The 12,167-nt window shown below is 39.6% G+C and carries 15 protein-coding genes; 10 read left to right on the forward strand and 5 right to left on the reverse strand.

The features are described from left to right. The first annotated feature begins 100 nt into the window (after nucleotides 1-100). Genes ACTF6W_RS03895 through dnaQ form a run of 3 tightly spaced genes read left to right on the forward strand, consistent with a single transcriptional unit; the run spans nucleotide 101 to nucleotide 2,200 of the window. On the forward strand, nucleotides 101-943 hold the full coding sequence (locus ACTF6W_RS03895; protein WP_438993232.1) for a shikimate dehydrogenase: 843 nt from the start codon (nucleotides 101-103) through the stop codon (nucleotides 941-943). After that, nucleotides 940-1,530, forward strand: a complete 591-nt coding sequence (coaE, locus tag ACTF6W_RS03900; RefSeq protein WP_438993233.1) for a dephospho-CoA kinase — start codon at nucleotides 940-942, stop codon at nucleotides 1,528-1,530. The genes ACTF6W_RS03895 and coaE overlap by 4 nt, the downstream gene beginning before the upstream one ends. Then, nucleotides 1,523-2,200, forward strand: coding sequence for a DNA polymerase III subunit epsilon (gene dnaQ / locus ACTF6W_RS03905; protein ID WP_438993234.1), 678 nt, complete (start codon nucleotides 1,523-1,525; stop codon nucleotides 2,198-2,200). Before coaE ends, dnaQ begins: the two co-directional genes overlap by 8 nt. A 59-nt stretch (nucleotides 2,201-2,259) precedes the next feature. On the opposite strand, the gene secB is transcribed toward dnaQ, so the two are convergent. Both secB and ACTF6W_RS03915 read right to left on the reverse strand, forming a co-directional pair. Then, complete coding sequence (gene secB / locus ACTF6W_RS03910; RefSeq protein WP_438993235.1) at nucleotides 2,260-2,778, reverse strand: protein-export chaperone SecB; 519 nt, start codon at nucleotides 2,776-2,778, stop codon at nucleotides 2,260-2,262. A 118-nt stretch (nucleotides 2,779-2,896) separates the two neighbouring features. Further along, nucleotides 2,897-3,385, reverse strand: coding sequence for an FxsA family protein (locus tag ACTF6W_RS03915; RefSeq protein ID WP_438993236.1), 489 nt, complete (start codon nucleotides 3,383-3,385; stop codon nucleotides 2,897-2,899). A gap of 130 nt (nucleotides 3,386-3,515) precedes the next feature. Between ACTF6W_RS03915 and ACTF6W_RS03920 the strand changes: the two genes are divergently transcribed. The 4 genes from ACTF6W_RS03920 to ACTF6W_RS03935 are packed head-to-tail and all read left to right on the forward strand — an operon-like array spanning nucleotide 3,516 to nucleotide 6,409. Next, nucleotides 3,516-4,247: a Tim44/TimA family putative adaptor protein gene (locus tag ACTF6W_RS03920; protein WP_438993237.1), complete on the forward strand. Its 732-nt coding sequence runs from the start codon at nucleotides 3,516-3,518 to the stop codon at nucleotides 4,245-4,247. 31 nt (nucleotides 4,248-4,278) lie between these two features. Beyond that, entirely contained in the window at nucleotides 4,279-5,484 is a 1,206-nt protein-coding gene (mltA, locus tag ACTF6W_RS03925) for a murein transglycosylase A (RefSeq protein WP_438993238.1), read from the forward strand. Then, nucleotides 5,484-6,056, forward strand: a complete 573-nt coding sequence (locus tag ACTF6W_RS03930) for a Smr/MutS family protein (RefSeq protein WP_438993239.1) — start codon at nucleotides 5,484-5,486, stop codon at nucleotides 6,054-6,056. The genes mltA and ACTF6W_RS03930 overlap by 1 nt, the downstream gene beginning before the upstream one ends. After that, nucleotides 6,053-6,409, forward strand: a complete 357-nt coding sequence (locus ACTF6W_RS03935) for a helix-turn-helix domain-containing protein (RefSeq protein ID WP_438993240.1) — start codon at nucleotides 6,053-6,055, stop codon at nucleotides 6,407-6,409. Before ACTF6W_RS03930 ends, ACTF6W_RS03935 begins: the two co-directional genes overlap by 4 nt. Here ACTF6W_RS03935 and ACTF6W_RS03940 read toward each other — a convergent pair. From ACTF6W_RS03940 to ACTF6W_RS03950, 3 genes are read right to left on the reverse strand one after another with little or no spacing between them, the layout of a single operon-like run. Further along, nucleotides 6,406-7,683 (reverse strand): HlyC/CorC family transporter, encoded by a 1,278-nt coding sequence (locus ACTF6W_RS03940; protein ID WP_438993241.1) that lies wholly within the window; start codon nucleotides 7,681-7,683, stop codon nucleotides 6,406-6,408. The genes ACTF6W_RS03935 and ACTF6W_RS03940 overlap by 4 nt on opposite strands. 9 nt (nucleotides 7,684-7,692) lie before the next feature. Then, nucleotides 7,693-8,799, reverse strand: a complete 1,107-nt coding sequence (aroB, locus tag ACTF6W_RS03945) for a 3-dehydroquinate synthase (RefSeq protein WP_438993242.1) — start codon at nucleotides 8,797-8,799, stop codon at nucleotides 7,693-7,695. After that, nucleotides 8,780-9,469 carry a shikimate kinase gene (locus ACTF6W_RS03950; protein ID WP_438993243.1) on the reverse strand — a complete coding sequence of 230 codons (690 nt, stop codon included), beginning with the start codon at nucleotides 9,467-9,469 and terminating at the stop codon, nucleotides 8,780-8,782. The genes aroB and ACTF6W_RS03950 overlap by 20 nt, the downstream gene beginning before the upstream one ends. A gap of 158 nt (nucleotides 9,470-9,627) precedes the next feature. Between ACTF6W_RS03950 and ACTF6W_RS03955 the strand changes: the two genes are divergently transcribed. The 3 genes from ACTF6W_RS03955 to ACTF6W_RS03965 form a co-directional block, all read left to right on the forward strand. Continuing rightward, entirely contained in the window at nucleotides 9,628-9,768 is a 141-nt protein-coding gene (locus ACTF6W_RS03955; RefSeq protein ID WP_438993244.1) for a hypothetical protein, read from the forward strand. A gap of 21 nt (nucleotides 9,769-9,789) precedes the next feature. Beyond that, nucleotides 9,790-11,772, forward strand: coding sequence for a hypothetical protein (locus ACTF6W_RS03960; protein ID WP_438993245.1), 1,983 nt, complete (start codon nucleotides 9,790-9,792; stop codon nucleotides 11,770-11,772). A gap of 20 nt (nucleotides 11,773-11,792) precedes the next feature. Further along, nucleotides 11,793-12,167 (forward strand): site-specific integrase (locus tag ACTF6W_RS03965; protein ID WP_438993246.1); only part of this gene is annotated, 375 nt, incomplete at its 3' end.

The following is a 12,167-nucleotide window of genomic DNA, read 5'->3' on the forward strand; positions in this document are numbered from 1 at the left end:
GGTATTCAGCTTTTTTCTGATGTAAATGGTGATTATAATGATATTTTAGGATTGCCGTTGTTACCACTAATTCAAAAACTAAGAGAATTAAACCTTTTAAATGACTAACAAAGAGAAAATAATTGCTGGTGTTATTGGGGACCCGATCTCCCACAGTTTGTCCCCATGTCTTCATGGGTATTGGCTTTCTAAATATAATATTAATGGTGAATATGAAGCTTTTCACGTTACATCTGCAGAGCTTCCCTCTTTTATAAAGTCATTAAACGAGAAAAGCATCGCAGGTATCAATGTTACAGTCCCCCATAAAGAAGACGTTTTAAAACTTGTTGATAAAGTTGATGAAAAGGCACGTAAAATAGGAGCGGTAAATACGGTTTATTTTGAAAAAGGTAAAATGATTGGTTCCAACACGGATGGCGTTGGATTTCTAACTCATTTAAAACAAACAACAAAAAGGTGGAAAGCTGAGAATGGTCCGGTGGTCATTATTGGTGCTGGGGGCGCTGCACGTGCCGCGCTTGTTAGTTTGCTGGATGACGGTGTGCCAGAAGTTCGATTAACCAATAGAACAAAAGAACGTGCTGAAAATTTAAAAAAAGAAATTGACTATAAAAGAATTCATATAATCGATTGGGAGGCCCGTGAAGACGCATTAGATGGTGCGGCACTCGTCGTTAATGTAACGACTTTAGGGATGACTCGGCAAAGACCATTAGAATTATCTTTGGATAATTTACCGAAAAGTGCGAGCGTTTATGACATCGTTTATTCTCCCCTAGAAACGGAATTATTAAAAAATGCGCGAAATCGCGGTAATGAAACAATAGACGGACTAGGTATGCTACTTCATCAAGCGGCACCGGGGTTTAAAAAATGGTTTGGAGTTGATCCTAACGTAGACCAAGGCCTTAGAGATCATATTTTAAAGGCCCTTTCATGAAAAAAATAGGGCTGACTGGTTCAATAGGAATGGGAAAAACCGAAACGGCAAAAATGTTTCAAGAGGCGGGCATACCAGTATTTGATAGTGATGCCGCGGTTCATGCTTTGCTTGGTGATGGCGGTGCGGCCGTTGATATCGTTTCTAAAGAATTTTCGGGTGTGAAAAAACAAAATAAAATTGACCGCAAATTATTAGGGGAAAAAGTATTTGGTGATAATGTAGCACTCGGAAAATTGGAAAAAATACTCCATCCAGTGGTAGGTGATATGCGATCTGATTTTGTAAATTCAGCTAATGGCGACATAGTCGTCTTTGATATACCGCTTCTCTTTGAAAAATCATATGAAGGCGAATGTGATTATATTGTGGTGGCCTCAGCGCCAGCAAATGTTCAAAAAGAAAGAGTAATATCACGTCCCGGAATGACAGAGAAAAAGTTTAGAAATATTTTACTTAGCCAAATGCCTGATGCAAAAAAACGTGAAAAAGCAGATTTTATAGTACAAACGGACAAAGGTTTTGATTATGCTAGGGCTCAAGTTCAGCAGATTATTAAAGAAATAAGGAATGATATTAATGCGTGAAGTGGTCTTTGATACGGAAACAACGGGGTTTGATCCATTTAATGGCGATCGGGTTGTTGAAATTGGCTGTGTTGTTGTTGAGGATTATATTCCAACAGGCGAAAACTATCATGTATACATCAACCCTGAACGGGATATGCCAACGGCAGCGTTAAACGTTCATGGGCTTACGGAAGAATTCTTAAGAGATAAACCGACGTTTAGTGAAATCGTTGCTGACTTTAGGGACTTTTGCGGTGATATGAAATTGGTTGCTCATAATGCTGAGTTTGATATGAAATTTATAAACTGGGAAATGGAAAACCTTGGCTTTTCGACATACCCTGCGTCACGATCCATTGATACACTTTCAATTGCAAGGCGGAAATTTCCAGGCGCAAATAATACCCTTGATGCTTTATGTAAACGCTTTTCTATTGATAATTCTAACCGGGTGAAACATGGTGCCTTACTTGATGCAGAGCTGCTTGCAGATGTTTATCTTGAACTTATGGGGGGACGCCAAACTGGACTTGGTTTGATGTCAGAGGAAAAGGATGTTTCCAAAACTAATGGAGCCTCTTTAGAAATTACCAGATCATTTCGTGAGCCGAGAGCCCATTCTGCTTCTGAAGAAGAACTTAAGAGACATAAAGAGTTTATCGGAAAAATTGAAAACAATATTTGGTAATTTTTGCAAAAAAAATGGCCCTCAAAAGAGAGCCACTTTACTTTAAAAATGAGTGATAATTAGTTTACCACAATATCATCTTCGCCAGCTGCTGCTTCATTCTGTGCATTCGCTTGAGCAAGTTGTTGCTGATAAAGGCCAGCAAAATCAATTGGCTCTAACATAAGCGGCGGGAAACCACCATCGCGCGTTACATCAGATAAAATACGGCGCGCAAATGGGAAGATTTGGCGAGGTGCTTCAACCATTAAGAATGGTTGTAATTGATTTTCAGGAAGGTTCTTAATTCCGAAAAGGCCAGAATATAAAAGTTCTGCAACAAATGCTGTTTCTTCGTTTGCTTGCGCGGTTGCCGTAACTTTTAGGTCAACTTCATATATGTCTTCACCAACTTGTTGTGCATTTAAATTAACATTTATGTTCATAGAAGGCTGTTCAGTTGAAAGCTTCTGAATTGTTTGTGCTGGAGTTGGGTTTTCAAATGATAGGTCTTTGATATATTGGCCTAGAATTGTAATTTGAATTTCATTACCGGCAACTTCAGCGGCTGCATCATTTTGCTCTGTATTATCTGACATTTCGTCTATTCCTAAAATAATAATCTAAAATTTAATCGTCTGCTATCATGGTTTTACGCATGATACAAGTTATTGTGGCTAAAAATAAGATATGTTGCTTATTTTTTGGCCTAGAAGCTTAAATATCATCTTCCTTTTTATTATCGTCTTCAATTTTTTCGATATCCGATATATCTGATTCTCCAGCTTCCTCAAACTCTCCATCAATGATAATTCCACTTGAATGTGATGACCTTGGGCGGGTTTGATAATTTTTTTTGCCGGCGGTTACCATTGAATTGCCAAGCATTTCTCGAATTGGTGCAATAGCTAGTAAAATTGCAATTGAGTCCGTTATAAAACCCGGCATTAGAAAAAAGAAACCAGCGACAGCCAGAAAGAAGCCATGAATCATGTCTTTTACTGGACTATCACCGCGATCAACGGTTTGTTTCATATTCAACAGAACCTTTAAGCCTTCTTGTCGAATGATATAAATCCCAAGTACGGCCGTTACGATCGTTAACAAGAGCGCTGAAAGTGTGCCTATTCCATCTGCGACTTCAGCAAATACAATAAACTCCATATAGATTGCCGTAAAAAAGGTAATTAAAAATATTAATGGCATAAATAGTCCAGATTGTTGAAATATTGTTTCATAATATATACATGATGGTTTATCTAATATAGTATTAAATATAGAAACGCCAAGGGCATGATGTTTATATTATCAGTCCAAAACATTTTCAGGATAAAAAATGAACAACGATTCAGAAAGTCTTTCTCTTATAATCATCGCCTTCGTTGCGGGCTTTATTATATTACAATTAAGACGCACTTTAGGGCGACGCGATGGCTATGATGGAAAAGACGAAGATAAAAACAAAAACCCATTTCAAGGCAGCCATCCAAAAAACGCATCTGAAAAAAATACAGCTGAAGCAGATAATATTGTGCCAATACGTGATGGTATTGGCGCCGAAGCCGCTAAAGAAACTCCTGCTCAAAAGTCTGCTGATATTGGCGTAAGCCCGTCGTCGCCTCATTATAGTGTTTTGCAACAAATAAATGGTTTTGATCGATCGTTTACGCTCCCAAGTTTTTTTGACGGTGCTGAATATGCGTACGGTATGATTTTGAACGCATTTTGGTCAGGCGATATTCAGACGTTGAAGCAATTTTTAAGTAAAGACGTTTGTGAAGAATTTGATAATGCCATTAAAGCAATGAAAGAAGAAGGTAAGATATTCGAGAATAATCTTGCGGATGTTGAAAAGATAGAATTGGTTGATGCAAGTATCGACGGTTCTATGGCTGAACTTACTGTGCGATTTAATAGTCATATGACAATTGTAATTAAAGACCGGGACGGGAATATTGTTGATGGCGATACTGAAAATGTAGCACCCATTGTTGACATTTGGACTTTCTGCCGTGATGTAAAACGCAAAGACCCAAACTGGATTCTCGTATCAACCAGCGAAGCTTAAAAAATTTATTAAAGGTGAACGGAAAAGCGAAATGATACAAAAATCAACTCTTACATTTCTTTTTGGGTTGTTTTGTCTCTCTGTATATTATGTTTTGCGTCCCCCTATAGAAGATGTGCAAATAATTCCTACGTATAAGATCGTATCATTTGATCAATTGGAGGGTTGGAATATTGATGATCATGACCAGGCTCTTCAATCGTTTAAAATTTCTTGCGAGCGCCTGATTAAATATCCCGATGACCGCGAATATAATGGGTTTGGCGTGGCGCTCGATTGGAAAGAGGCCTGCCAAGATGCTTTAGCGATGGCGATGCCATCATCCGAGAAAGCAAAGAGGTTTTTTGAAGAATTCTTCTCTCCACTTTCATTTTATGAGCCAGAAGAGGGATTATTCACAGGATATTATGCCCCGCTTTATAAAGGCTCAAGAGAGAGAACAGATAAGTTTAAGGCGCCTCTTTTTGGGGTGCCCGAAGATTTGCAAGCAATTAATTTAGGTCTTTTTGATCAAAGACTTTCCGGTAGATCGATCGTTGGTGAAGTGACGGGGGGAAAGTTTGTTCCTTATAAAGACCGTAAAATAATTGATATGGGGGCGCTGGAAAATCAAGATTTAGAATTGGTATGGTTAGAAAAGCCGGAAGAAACTTTTTTTCTTCAAATTCAAGGTTCAGGATTTATTGAGCTTGAAGATGGTGATGTTGTTCACCTGGGATATGCGCAGCGCAATGGGCGTCCTTACCGTGCGATTGGGCAATATTTAATTGAAAGCGGTGATGTTGCGCGTGAGGATATGTCATTACAAGCGATCTTGGATTGGATGGCGAAGAACCCTGAAAAGTCAAATGAATTGATGTGGAAAAACCCCTCTTATGTTTTCTTTCAAGAACGCACGGGCGACAAGCCGGTTGGAAGTCTAGGCGTCGGATTAACCCCGGGTAGATCGCTTGCTGTTGACCGTGAATTTATTCCGCTTGGCATGCCTTTATGGCTTGAAACATATCAAGAAAAAGAAACGGATAAAGAAAACCTTGAGCGCATTTCTCATTTAAACAGATTAGTCATCGCCCAGGACACAGGCGGTGCCATAAAGGGGAAAGTGCGCGGCGATGTTTATTGGGGGATCGGCGACGAAGCAGAAGAAAAAGCAGGCCCCATGAAAGATATAGGCACATATTATTTATTGGTGCCAAAAAACGTTGCACATGCTTTGACTAAAGAGTTTGAGAAATAATGACGAAACGCAATTTAACGGAGGAGGAAAAAAAACTTTGGCAGCGCTATACGTGTGATGTCAAAAAACTATCGTCTGTTATGATAATGCCTGATCTCCATGATAACAAGACTTCCGCAAGCCATCAAAAAAGGTTTGATGTTCAAATTCCGAAAAAAGCTCCAGCTCCTAAAAAGGCCTTCATACAATTTTCCAATCATGAAACGTTAAAAGATAAAGATCAAAATTGGTCCAAAAAGCTTAAAGGCGGCAAAATAAAGCCAGAAGGTAAGATTGACCTGCATGGCATGACATGTGCAGAGGCACATGAAAAGCTTCATAAATATTTAGATAGGGCGCAACGTTTTGGAAAGCGCGTTATATTAGTGATTACTGGCAAAGGAGGCCCTAAAAGAGAGTATGACGCATATCGATTTCGTGACTTTGAAAATGGTCATGGTGTTTTAAAGCGTGAGGTCCCGATGTGGCTTTCCGGCGGTTCCATGCGCCATATGGTCGTCTCCTTTCAAGATGCGCAGCCTTCTGATGGCGGGGGCGGTGCGCTTTATGTTATTTTAAAGAGGTTGACATGACCCCGTTTGGTGAAAAAGTAAGAGAACTTAGAAAAGAACGCGGCATTAGCCAAAAACAAATGGCAAAAAAACTTGCGATTAGCTCGGCTTATTTATCAGCCTTAGAACATGGTCATCGTGGCCGCCCCTCTTGGCCGCTAATTCAACAAATTATCAGCTTTTTTAATATTATATGGGACGAAGCAGAAGAACTAGAAAGCTTGGCGAGAATCTCTCACCCTCGTATCGTGGTGAATACTTCTGGATTAAGCGCCGAAGCCACAGAACTGGTTAATCTCTTAAACCGAGAAATTAGAAATATGAAACAAAGCCAGATTGAAGAAATGTTAAATATCATAAAAAATAAAGATTAATCTTCATCCTCTTCAGGCGGGTAAATCTTAATCAGCGTGATTTGGTTTTTGCTTCTTTTTAAAATCTCAAAAGTGAAATCACTGATTTTATATTTTTCACCCGGCAGTGGGATAATTTCAGCTTCATCAATAACATACCCAGCGATTGTAGTGGCCTCTTCATCGCTTAAATTCCAATTAAATTGCCTGTTTAAATCCCGAATTGGTATCGAGCCCTCCACAACAACAGCTCCGGTTTTTAGAATTTTAATGTCACTGTTGATCGTATCATGTTCATCGGCAATATCGCCCACTATTTCTTCTAAAATATCTTCTAATGTGATTACCCCCATCAGCGCGCCATATTCATCTACAACGAGCGCAAAGTGCGCTTTTTGTGAGAGGAACATTTTTAATTGATCACGAAGTGTTGTCGTTTCCGGCACAAACCAAGGTTTAATGGCAATGTCTTTTAGTGCGACATGGTCAAAATCTTCTTTATTTTGTTTTGTGCTTCTTAATACATCTTTAGCATGAACGACACCAATGATATTATCTTGATTTTCTTCCCACATTGGCAGACGGGTGTAAGAACTTTTAATAATTTGTTCAAAAATATCTTTTATGTCGTCAGAGGCATTTATCGTCTCTACATTTTTGCGGTGAACCATCACGTCTTCGACCGTAATATCGTCTAGATCTAAAATTCCGGCCAACATATCTTTATGTTCTTTAAAGATACCGCCTTCATGTGCTTGTAAATCAATGGCGCCCCTTATCTCATCATGAGGACTTAAAACTTTCTGATTATCACGCGTATTAATGCCGATTAATCTTAGTGTAATGCGAGCAATTAATTGTATAAGTCTCACTATTGGGGCTAAAAGCTTCACCAAGACATTGATTGTAGGTGCTACTTTTAATGCAACTTTTTCCGGATTAGAGATGGCATAGGTTTTTGGCATCACTTCTGCAAAGATGAGTACCAAAGCAGTCATGGCAAATGTGGCATAGACTACGCCAATTTCGCCAAAAAACTCAATGAAAATATAGGTCGCAAGTGCTGACGCTAAAATATTAACGAGGTTATTTCCAAGCAGAATAGCGCCAATTAAGCTTTCCGGATCAGACATCAGTTTTTCGACTAGGCCCGCTTTGGCATTTCCTTCTTTTGACAGTTTGTGCATATTAGATGCTGATGTCGCCGTTAAAGAGGTTTCCGACCCAGAAAAGAACCCTGAAAATACAATCAGGAGGATGATAGACACCAATGCAATGATAAGCTCTGTTTCCATTTTTGAAAATTATCCTTTTAAAGCGCTTTTTAATACGGCTTTGACATCTTCCATATCAACGTCTTTTGAAAGGAATGATTTTCCGATGCCGCGGGCAATAACAAAAGTCAGTTTCCCATCGGACATTTTTTTGTCGCCCTTCATATGGTGCAAGAGTTTATCAACATCAAAGTTAAATGCTGATGCTTTTTGTGCGCCGACAGTATTAAAATGAAGACGAATTTGGTCGCATTCTTCTTTTTCACAAAGGCCCATTTTTTCTGATAAATCAAATGCCATAATCATACCCATTGCAACCGCTTCGCCATGATAAAGATTATCATTATAGCCGTTTTCTGCTTCAAAGGCATGACCAAATGTATGCCCTAAATTAAGGAGGGCACGAGAACCAGCTTCTTTTTCATCTTCTGCAACCACTGCAGCCTTCGCTTCACAACTTTTTAAGATGGCTTCCGTTCTGAGTGCCCTGCTTTTATCGGTAGGGCCAGAAATGAGTGCTTCGCCATTTTCTTTGAGCCAATTAAAAAAGTCCGCGTCATTTATCAAGCCGTATTTAACCACCTCGGCATAACCAGCGATTATGTGCCGCTTTTCTAGGCTTTCTACCGTGGTAACATCAATTAAAACCAGCCTTGGTTGATGAAAGGCACCAATTAAATTTTTGCCGTATTTGCTATTGATACCTGTTTTGCCGCCTACGGAACTGTCCACTTGCGCAAGTAAGGTCGTGGGAATTTGGATAAAATCAATGCCACGTAAATAAACGCTCGCTACAAACCCAACAAGATCGCCAATAACGCCGCCGCCAAGGGCAATAATGGTATCGCTGCGCTCTAGTCTCATGCTTAACAACTGATCCAATAGCGAATTGAACATTTTCATGGATTTGGTTGCTTCACCGGCGGGCAAAACAATGGTTTCAAACTGAACGGTGCTATTGTTTAAGTTTGCTTCGAGGCGCAGCAATTGATGTTTCGCAACATTTTCATCAGTAATAATGACTGTGCGCGGCCTATTCAAAAGAGGACTAATATATGTCGCAGCCTCATCAAGGATATTTTCACCGATAAGGATTTCGTAGCTTCTTGCGCCTAGATCAACTGTCGTTTTTTTCATTGCTTCCAACGTTTTTTATCTGATTTTTGTTATCACTTTTTGTAGCAGCGCGCGCTTTTTGTCGCGCTTGTCTTTTTTGATATTTCTTTTTTTCTATGGCTAAATATTTATTTAGCTTCCAAATAATATCATTTACAACCTTATCATGTGGCCCTTGGCCGCTTTGGACCACAATATGCGCCTCTTCATAGACGGGATACCGCTCATTAGCCAAATTGGTTAAAATTTTTCTTGGATTCCCTTTTTTAAGTAGCGGCCTCGTATCCCTTTTTGATGTTCGCTCAACGAGTAAATCCACATCAACTTTTAGCCAAATAACAATTGTTTGTCGTTTCAGCCGGCCGCGTGTTTTCGGATCCATAAATGCACCACCACCAGTGCCGAGGACAATTTTTTTATCTTGTGTGATAAGGCGATTAATGACTTTACGTTCACCTTTTCTAAAATCTTCTTCGCCGAATTTTTCGAAAATTTCATTTACCGTGTGCCCAGCAGCGGCTTCAATTTCCTGATCACTATCCATAAATTTTATATGTAAACGTCTGGCGAGGCGCACACCAATAGTTGTTTTTCCGCTGCCCATTAATCCCACAAGAGAAATGCTTTTTCTCAAGGGGTATCTTAAGCGTGGTGCGAGGCTTTTTTTTCTTTTTCTAATAAAATTATTCATTATTTCTTCTATTTACATGTGTTTCGCCTAATTAGCCACGAAATAAACATATTTTTCAACGAGTTTCAAAGCACACTTTACGTTCGACCGTGACGGGGTTAGTATGTTGCATAATTTTAAACAATTCTTTTTATATTCTTACTGAGGTCAATTTACCAATGGCAAAAATATGGCTATTTCTTATTATTTTAATTGTGCTAGGACTTGTTGGTGCAGGCATTTATCTAATGACAGCGGATATCCCCGCCCCTAGTAAACGTGTGGAGAAAACCCTTCCAGACGATATGTTCCCGCAATAAATAAATGGACAGTTAATGTTGATGAATGCTTCTATTAAATATTTTTTATTTACGACGTTAACCTCTGTTGCCGCCATTAATGCGTCGACGGCACAAATTCGTGTACAGGACGCGAGAGAAAATGCAGATGTTGTGTCTGCGATTGAAGAAGCGGCAGAAGCTGCGGCGGACCCAAGGTCTATTTTATTTCCTGCAAATGTTCCAGGCCCCTATTTCCCGGATGAAAGTGAAATTCTTGAAGCGGCCGAAGAGAGGCTAAATTTAGCGAGTGGCGAATTAGCTGGCTCCGTTGAGCAAGCAGAAGATATCTTGGCGGCTGAAGAAGAAGTTTTAGAAATTGAAGATAAATCGGCCTATGGCACGTTGAATAATATGCGCGGTCTTCCTAAAAACATCTGGCAGCCTTCAGATCTTGAAAAAGTGACAAAATTATTAGAAGCTCTGCAGCTACCTTCCAAATCACCTGTGATGGATGAAATTGCAAGAAAACTTCTGCTTTCTGTGACAACAGCCCCTATGGGAGTGCCGCTTGATATTAAACCCTTAACTGCAGAAGATGAAAACGAAGAAATCCCTGCAATATCTTTTGATGAGAGACTTTTAAAAAGATTTATTAATTTAAGAACATCAAAACTTATTGAACGGGGTAATTTAGAAGATTTAGTTCTATTCATTCAAAATATGCCCGATGAAACGCTTGAAGCAAACCAGAAAAATGCCGAAATACTGCTGTTGGGTGGTGATTTGCTTGGCGCTTGTCAAATGTCTAATTTAAAGGCACGCGCTTCTGGCTCAATGAGTAGACAAGCTAATAATGAAGATATTTTTTGGTCAAAAATGACCGTTTTTTGCCGCATTATGGAAGAGAATGAATCTGGTGCGCAAATCGCCCTAGATATGCTTCGGGAACAAGACCAAATTGATTTTGTCTTTCTTGATTTAGCCAATAAACTTATGGAAGAACCATCTAGGCGCCTTGCTTTTATGAGCGCAGGTTTGACGGAACTTGATCCGCTCAATTATACAATGCTTTCTCTGCTCGATCAGCCGATTGATGCTCAATTAATTGAAAATAGCTCGCCGCTTATTCTTAGTGCAATGGTAATAAACCCTAATATTCAAGCTACAAACAGATTTCAAGCAGCTATAAAAAGCAACCAGTCCGGTGGTGTCGCTACGGATGTCCTTAAAAGCATTTACGATCTACAAGAATTTAGTCAAATGGAATATCAAAATGCTGTGCGTATGGCAGAATTTGATGAACGCCCTTTGGCCGATGTTTTGTTGTTCCAGTCTGCAGCGCGACAAGCAACAGATGTTGATAAAGCAGAAACCTTAGAGGCGATCTGGAAAAGAGCGGCGCTTAACAACGATATGTCTCGAAAAGCCCAATTGAATAGTGAAACTTTGAAATCTATCAATCCCGCTCCTCGAATGATTAATCATGCACACCATATTTCCAGAGGATTATTGCTGGCCGGTGAATACGTTCGTGCGCGCGAATGGTATGATTTTGTCCGCCGTTCTGCCCTGGGCGGCAATGCTGATGCGACGAGAGCATTAATAAATATTTGGCCTTTATTTGTGTTAACGGATGAAAGTAACTCAGTGCCGTGGTCAGATGACATTCTTGACTTATGGTGGAATGGGCAAATGGTTTTATCGCCTGAAAATCGCGATGGTCGCGCCACATTATTTTATGTAATGGCGGAAGCATCAGGTCACCGCGTCTCCGAAACGAAATGGGCAGAATTGGTGAGCAACAACCAACTCGAAAATGTGGCATCTATTTCATATGGTGTTTGGCGTGAAATGATACGTGCCGTTGGTGAAAATAAACCTGCGGAAGCAATTATATTAAGCCTTATTGCAATGGGTGATGAAGGTCCGGGATATCTTGACCCTTCTGGCATTGGAACTATTGTGCGGATTTTAAGAAGCTTTGGCCTTGAGAGGGAAGCGCGAGCGGTAATTTTAGAATCGCTTGTTCAAAATGACTTTTAGCGCCAATTTCGGATAATAAAATGAATGATCAAAGTCTAATAGAACTCTTTCTAGAGATGATTTTGACGGAAAGAGCGGCTTCTTTAAACACACTTGAGAGCTACCGCAAAGACCTTGAATTATTTTTAGAAAATATAAAGTCTGATTTACTAAACGCAACACCCGATGATCTTCGTAATTATTTAAAGTATTTAGAAAAACAAGGATTTGCAGCGAGCACAGCAGCGCGAAAATTATCTTGTTTACGTCAGTTTTATAAATTTCTTTATGCTGAAGGCGTGAGGACAGACAATCCAACTTTAGACTTTGACAGCCCAAAAACAGGACAGTCATTGCCGAAGCTCTTAAGTGAAAAAGAAGTAAATCTCTTATTAGATAAAGCCATTAATAACTCA

The sequence above is a fragment of the Pseudemcibacter sp. genome, from assembly GCF_965661635.1.
In the GTDB taxonomy this organism is placed as follows: Bacteria; Pseudomonadota; Alphaproteobacteria; order Sphingomonadales; family Emcibacteraceae; genus Pseudemcibacter.